Source organism: Actinomycetota bacterium, assembly GCA_040754375.1.
Lineage (GTDB): Bacteria > Actinomycetota > Acidimicrobiia > Acidimicrobiales > AC-14 > JBFMCT01.
In genome coordinates this window covers 1-6756 of record JBFMCT010000075.1, presented here as the reverse complement: position 1 = coordinate 6756, position 6756 = coordinate 1, and the positions used below count along the sequence as shown (strand labels likewise).

The window sequence follows — 6756 nt, the reverse complement described above, 5'->3', positions numbered from 1 at the left end:
GATGGGGCCGGCCCGGTTGGCGGCCGTTCTGCGGGGTGTGGCGCCGTCGGTGGCCTGGGAGGCCGTCCTGGCCGGTCGGCTGGTCCTCCCGGGCGGCCGGGGCCGGGGCCGGGTCCGAGCGCCGGGCGGCGACGAAGGCCACGACCTCGTCGCCACGTGGCGCCGGCGGGCGCGGGCCACCGACGTGGAGGCTGGGTGGGAGGCGCTGCGGGCCGCGGGGGTGCGGGCCCACGTGCGGGGCTGGGCCGGCTACCCGGGGCCGCTGGACGGAGATCCCGAGGCCCCGGCCGTGTTGTTTTCCCGGGGCGACGTGGCCACCATCGAGGGCCGGCGGGTGGCCATCGTGGGTAGCCGCGACTGCAGCCGCTACGGGCGAGAGGTGGCGTTCGCCCTGGGTCGCGACCTGGCCACCGCCGGGGTGGGTGTTGTCTCGGGCCTGGCCCTGGGGGTCGACGGGGCCGCCCACCGGGGCTGCCTCAAGGCCGGCGGGGCACCCCCGCTGGCCGTCGTGGGCAGCGGGCTCGACATCGTCTACCCCAAGGCCCACCGCGACCTGTGGAAGGAGGTGGCTTCGGCCGGGGCTGTCGTCAGCGAGGCTCCCCTGGGGGCGGCCCCCGAAGCGTGGCGGTTCCCGGCCCGCAACCGGGTGATCGCCGCCCTCGCGGAGGTCGTGGTGGTCGTCGAGTCCCGGCACCGGGGAGGGGCCCGGCACACGGTGGCGGCCGCCATGGCCCGCGACCGTCCGGTGCTGGCCGTCCCCGGGCCGGTCCACAGCCTGACCAGCGAGCTGCCCAACTCCCTGCTGGCCGACGGCTGCCACCCGGCACGCGACGCCGTCGACGTTCTCGTGGCCCTGCAACTGTGCTCCCCGGCCGACCGCTCGGCCGGCCCCACCGACCCTCGGCCACCGCCGGCCGAGCCCGACAAGTCCGTCCTCGACGCCGTGGGGTGGAGCCCGGCTTCGTTCGAGGAGGTCGTGCTGGCCAGCGGCCGCTCGCCCGCCGAAGTTGGCCTCGCCTTGGCCCACCTCGAACGCGACGGCTGGGTGGCGGGCAGCGGCGGTTGGTGGGAACGCCGGTCCGATCGATCCTGACCCGGGGCTCCCGAGGCCCTTTGCAAGAAGTGACCTCTCGTGTCGTTTCTTGCCCAGGTTCCCATGCGTCGGGCCCTCGTGCGTGCTCCGAACTGCGGCGGGCGGGCTGACCGAGCGGGCCGGCAGCGGCCTCACGGGAGCGGGCGGCGGTACCGTGGTCAGGTGACCTGGGACTTCGACGGCTTCGGACGTTCGTTGGTCTCGGCCGCTCCGGCGACTGTGGCCGCCTACCGCAGCGACCTCGACCAGTTCGCCGAGTGGGCCGAGCGAGCGGGCGTCACCGGACCGCAAGCCATCACCCCCACCTTGCTGCGCCGTTACCTGGCCCACCTTTCCACCCGCCGGTTGGCCCGGCGCACGATCGCCCGCAAGGCGGCGTCGGTGCGGCGGTACTTCGAGTGGGCCCGGCGCCGCGGCCTGATCACCACCGACCCGGCCCGCCGGCTGTCGGCCCCCAGGGGCGAGGGCCGCCTGCCCCGCGTCCTCAAGGCCCACGAGCTCGAGACCCTGCTCGGGGCGGGCGAGGGGAAGGCTCCGGGCGCGGTGGGTCGGCGGGACCGGGCGGTGGTCGAGCTGCTCTACGGGAGCGGGCTGCGGGTGTCCGAGCTGTGCGGGCTGCGGACCGCAGACGTCGACCTCCGTGGGGCCCGCCTCACGGTGTGGGGCAAGGGCTCCAAGCAGCGACGGTTACCGATGAGCGGCCCGTCGGTCGACGCCCTCCGGGACTGGCTCGTCGAGCCAGGGGGGCGGGCGGACATGGCCGGCCCGGCCTCGCCGTCCGACCAGGTCTTCCTCAACCGCCGGGGCGGGCCGCTGACCCCCCGGGACGTGCGCCGCATCCTCGACCGCTGCTCGCCCGTGCCCACGCACCCCCACGCCCTGCGCCACACTTTCGCTACCCACCTTCTCGACGGTGGCGCCGACCTGCGGGCGGTACAAGAGCTTCTCGGGCACGCCGACTTGGCGACGACCCAGGTCTACACCCACGTCAGCAAGGAAAGGCTCCGTTCCGTGCACCAGGCCACCCACCCCCGAGCATGAGCACCGGGCCCACCCCCAACAGCGCCGAACCGGCCAACGGAGAGCACGCTTCCCGGTTCGAGGCGGGGATCGCCGCCCTGTGGGACGAGTACAAGGGTTCGGGCTCGGTGGATGCCCGCAACCGGCTCATCCTCCACTACGCCCCGCTCGTCAAGTACGTGGCCGGCCGGGTCTCGGCCGGCCTGCCCCACAGCATCGAGCAGGCCGACCTCGTGAGCTACGGGATGTTCGGGCTGATCGACGCCATCGACAAGTTCGACCTCGGACGGGGCTTCAAGTTCGAGACCTACGCCATCGCCCGCATCCGAGGTTCCATCATCGACGAGCTGCGTTCGATCGACTGGGTGCCGCGCTCGATGCGGGCCAAGTCCCGCTCGGTGGAAAAGGCCTACGCCCGGCTGGAGGCCGAGCTGGGGCGCACTCCGACCGACTCGGAGGTGGCCGAGGAACTGGGCATGACCGACGCCGAGCTCCAGGACCTGTTCGGGCAGATCTCGTTCTTCGGCATCGTGGCCCTCGAGGAGACGGTTTCGGCTGGTCCCGACCGGGGCGAGACGGTCACCCTGGGCGACACCATCGCCGACCGGGACATCGGGCCGGTGGGCGCCTTCGAGATCCAGGAGACCAAGGAGATGCTGAGGTCGGCTATCGGCCGCCTGCCCGAGCGGGAGCAGTTCGTCCTGGCCCAGTACTACTACGAGAGCCGGACGCTGGGCCAGATCGGCGAGATGCTGCACATCACCGAGAGCCGGGTCTGCCAGATCCACACCAAGGCCGTCCTCCAGCTAAGGGCGAAATTGGCTGAACCGCAGCGAGAATCCGCATAACCCTTGCATTCTCAGCTCGACTGATGTAATCTCACTATGGCGCTTGCGGGCGCCCCCCACTCCCCCTACTGGTCCCGTCCAGCCCTTGGGGGTCGCCCGTGCGCCGCCTGGCCGTCTTCTTGGCCGTCACCGTCCTCGCGCTGGCCGCCACGCCCGCCCAGTCCGCCGGGGCGCGTCCCGGCGGGGTCTCCTACCGACCGCCCGTCGACGGGCCGGTCGTCGACGAGTTCCGGCTACCCGACAAGGACTGGCAGCCGGGAAACCGGGGGATCGACTACGCCCCCGAGCCGGGGGCCCCTGTGCGCTCGGCGGCCGACGGCGAGGTCGTGTTCGCCGGCCAGGTGGGCGGCAGCCTCCACGTCGTCGTCCTCCATGCCGACGGGGTCCGCACCAGCTACTCGTTCCTGCAGTCGATCGCGGTCCACCGCGGGGCCCAGGTCCGCCAGGGCCAGCCCGTGGGCACGTCGGGGCCGTCGCTGCACTTCGGGGCGCGGGTGGGCGAGACCTACATCGACCCCCGCAGCCTGTTCGACGACGGGCCGCCCCACGTCTTTCTCGTCCCCGACGAGGTCCGTCAGCCGGGGACCGAGGCCGAGGAGCGCAGCGGGCTCGGCCGGTTCCTGCGCAAGCTGTTCGATGCCGGCCGGGCCACCCTGCATTTCGCGGCGGGCGAGGTCCTCGACAGGATCGAAGGCCGCTTCGACGAGGTGCTGGGTGTCATCCACTACGCCTGGCAGTTCGACAGCAAGATCCATACCTGGCGGCTGGTGCGCACCGGCTTCGACTGGTACCGCCAGCGCGGCGACTGCACGCCCGCGTCCGTCGAGCCCCCGCCACTGCCCGAGAAGCGCATCGCCGTGCTGGTGGCCGGCCTCGGCTCGTCGTCGGCCCCCGGTGACTCGGTCGACGACGTCGACCCGGCGGCGCTGGGTTACGACGAGTCGCTGCGCTTCTCCTACCTGGGGGGCTCGACCGAGCAGAATGCCTACACGGCGCGCGACACGACCATCGACCTGCGGGAACAGGCCAAGCGGCTACGGCAGCTGCTCGAGCAGGTCCATCGCGACAAACCGGGGGTGCCGGTCGACATCATCGCCCACTCCCAGGGGGGCATCATCGCCCGGGCCGCGCTGGCCGAGGAGTACGACCCCGACGAGACCGGCCGCTTCCCGCGGGTCGCCAACCTCGTCACTCTTGGCAGCCCGCACAAGGGCACCGACATCGCCACTGCCTTGACGATGCTGAGCCACACGACGATCGGCGATGTCATGTTGCAGGCCGTCGACGGCTCCGAGACCCTGCCCTTCGAGCTGGCCGGCGACTCCATCTCCCAACTATCGGAGACCTCGATCTTCCTGTTCCGGCTCAATCGTAAGGCGCTGCCCGAAGGGGTGCGCCTGACGTCGATCAGCGCCCGCGGCGACCTGACGGTCCCCGCCCTGCACAGCCGGGTAAAGGGCGGGCGCAACGTCACGGTGTCAGTCGACGGGATCCTGACCGACCACAGTGCCCTGCCGGGGTCCGACGAAGGCCGCCGGGAGGTGGCCCTGGCCGTCGCCGGCCTGCCCCCGACGTGCCAGAGCCTGGGCAACATGGTGGCCGACACGGTCGTTTCCGATGTGATCGCCACCGCTCAGGACGCCGTCGGTGCGGCGGCTTACCTGGCGGCGTCCCGGGTCGATGGCAAGAGAAAGAGGGAGTGACCGACATGGGGAAAGTCCTGATCGGTGCCGTCGCGGCGGCACTGGCGGCGGTGCTGGGTGCCTGCGGGGGAGGCGGTGGGCCCTCGCCGTCGGCCGGCAACGGTGCCGGCCGCGGTGACGGGCCGGCGGCCGACGGCGGAGGGAGCAGCTCCGGGGGTGCCCGCAAGCTGAGCCTGGACGAACGGTGGGCCTGGGCGGCCCCGCCGCCCGCAGGGGTGGGCCGACCGGCGGCCGACTCCGAGGGGGCGGCGGTGGTCGCCGGGCTGCGCCGGTTGGTACTGGTCGACGGCCGGGGCCGGCAGGTCTGGCTGGTCGAGCGGTCTCGCCTGCGCGACGTGGCGCCGGCCCTCACTCCCGACTTGGTGGTGGCGGCCACCGAGGAGGCGTTGGTCGCCTACGACCGGGCTTCGGGCCGCCCGCGCTGGGAGCTCGAGGTCGGCGAGCGGCCCAACTCGCCGGTGGTGGCCGGCGACCGGGTGGTGGTGACGACCTGGGAGGGTTCGCTGGTGGCGGCCGACCTGGCCACCGGCCGCCAGGTGTGGAAGGTGCCCCTGGGCGGAGCGTCCTTCGGTCCGGCGGCCGCCCGGGGGACGAGCGTGGTGGCTACCTTCGACACCGGCCGGGCGGCCGGGGTGATGGCCGTCGACCTGGCCTCGGGCCGCCAGCGGTGGTCGGTGCCCGTTCCGCCCGACGGGGTGAGTGCCCCGGCGGTGACGGCCGCAGGCGGCGGCCGTGACCCCCTGGTGGTGGCCGTCGTGGGTGACGCCACGGCCCGGGCCTTGTCACTGGCCGACGGTAGCGAGCGTTGGCGGCGCGAGATGGTGGGGGCGGGGTCGTCGGAGGTGCCACCGCTGGCCCTGGCCGACGGCTCGGTGCTCGCCGCCCACCGCCTGGGCGGCATGGCCCAACTGGCGGAGGCCGACGGGGCTGTCCTGTGGGAGGCCCACGTGGCCAGCGCCGCGGACCGGGGCGCCCCGGCCGGGCCCGGCCCCCAGGGGTGGTTCGCCCTGCCCCTGGTCGACGGCCCGCTGCTCCTGGCCGGCCCCGGGTTGGAGACCACGATCTACGAGGCCGACGGGGCGGTCACGGGCGTGGCCCTGGGCCCGGGCGGGCTCCTGCTGGTGGCTACCCGGGCCGCCAGCGAGAACTACCTGTCGGCCGTCGAGGGGTGGTGAGGGTGCCATAGCTCAGGCCCGTGGCGGCACGGTAGAGTCGTAGTCCCCGCAGCCCGCGGGGAACGTCCGGCTTGTCGCATCCCACGGTCGCCCACAGGGGCGCGGCGCCAAGCGGCTCAACCGATGGGAAAGGGAGGCACCGTGGCAGTCGTCACGATGAAGCAGCTACTGGAGGCCGGGGTCCACTTCGGGCACCAGACCCGGCGCTGGAACCCGAAGATGAAGCGGTTCATCTTCGGCGAGCGCAATGGCATCTACATCATCGACCTCAACCAGACGCTCGACCGGATCGAGGCGGCGTACACCTACGTCCGTGACCTGGTGGCCGACGGCGGGTCGATCCTGTTCGTGGGCACCAAGAAGCAGACCCAGGACGCCATCTCGGGCTACGCCAAGAAGTGCGGGATGCCCTACATCAACGAGCGCTGGCTGGGCGGCATGCTCACCAACTTCCAGACCATCAGCGCCCGGGTCAAGAAGATGCAGGAGTACGAGCGCATGCTGGCGGCCGGCGACTTCGAGGCCATGCCCAAGAAGGAGGCCCTGATCCTGTCGCGCGAGCTCGAGAAGCTCCAGCGCAACCTCGGGGGTATCCGCAACTTGGGCAAACTGCCCGACTCGGTGTTCATCATCGACACCAAGAAGGAGCACATCGCCGTCACCGAGGCCAACAAGCTGGGCCTGCCCATCGTGGCCGTGGTCGACACCAACTGCGACCCCGACGTGATCCAGTACGTCATCCCCGGCAACGACGACGCCATCCGGGCGGGCACCCTCATGTGCCGGATCGTGGCCGACGCCGTCGAGGAGGGCCGGCTGATCGCCGGCAAGCGCAACGCCCGCCAGGCCGCTTCCGCGCCCGAGCCCGCCTTCGACCCCCAAGCCGAGGCCCGGCGCACCCAGCAGCAGGCCGAGGC

The 6756-nt window shown here is 72.7% G+C and carries 6 protein-coding genes; all 6 read left to right on the top strand.

What is annotated here, in order from left to right:
- On the top strand, positions 1-1093 hold a 1093-nt coding region (locus AB1673_17150), incomplete at its 5' end, for a DNA-processing protein DprA (GenBank protein MEW6155685.1).
- Positions 1094-1255: 162 nt separating this feature from the next.
- Positions 1256-2134 (top strand): tyrosine-type recombinase/integrase, encoded by an 879-nt coding sequence (locus AB1673_17145; protein MEW6155684.1) that lies wholly within the window; start codon positions 1256-1258, stop codon positions 2132-2134.
- Positions 2131-2961 (top strand): FliA/WhiG family RNA polymerase sigma factor, encoded by an 831-nt coding sequence (locus AB1673_17140; GenBank protein MEW6155683.1) that lies wholly within the window; start codon positions 2131-2133, stop codon positions 2959-2961. The genes AB1673_17145 and AB1673_17140 overlap by 4 nt, the downstream gene beginning before the upstream one ends.
- A 98-nt stretch (positions 2962-3059) precedes the next feature.
- Positions 3060-4664 carry a peptidoglycan DD-metalloendopeptidase family protein gene (locus AB1673_17135; protein ID MEW6155682.1) on the top strand — a complete coding sequence of 535 codons (1605 nt, stop codon included), beginning with the start codon at positions 3060-3062 and terminating at the stop codon, positions 4662-4664.
- Between the two features lie 5 nt (positions 4665-4669).
- Positions 4670-5839: a PQQ-binding-like beta-propeller repeat protein gene (locus AB1673_17130; GenBank protein MEW6155681.1), complete on the top strand. Its 1170-nt coding sequence runs from the start codon at positions 4670-4672 to the stop codon at positions 5837-5839.
- Positions 5840-5980: 141 nt separating this feature from the next.
- A partial coding sequence (gene rpsB / locus AB1673_17125; protein MEW6155680.1) for a 30S ribosomal protein S2 occupies positions 5981-6756 on the top strand: 776 nt, incomplete at its 3' end.